Consider the following 210-nt stretch of genomic DNA (forward strand, 5'->3'; position numbering starts at 1 on the left):
CCATGGTGCCGCCTTCTTTTAGCTGGCGCCACATTGCATCCAAAATCTCACTTTGTAGCTCGGCTAGTGCATCGATATCAGAGGCACGACGTAGCCACTTAATGTCAGGGTGACGGCGAATTACACCCGTCGCTGAACATGGAGCATCAAGTAGGATGCGGTCGAACTGGCTGCCTGTCCACCACTCTTCAGGGTAGCGAGCATCACCAC

General features: G+C 54.3%; 1 pseudogene. It reads right to left on the reverse strand.

The window, feature by feature from the left end:
• Positions 1 to 210 (reverse strand): annotated as a pseudogene (locus tag AB4512_RS21750) (16S rRNA (cytosine(967)-C(5))-methyltransferase); the annotation flags it as partial.

It is taken from the genome of Vibrio sp. 10N.222.52.B7, from assembly GCF_041474275.1.
In the GTDB taxonomy this organism is placed as follows: Bacteria; Pseudomonadota; Gammaproteobacteria; order Enterobacterales; family Vibrionaceae; genus Vibrio; species Vibrio crassostreae_C.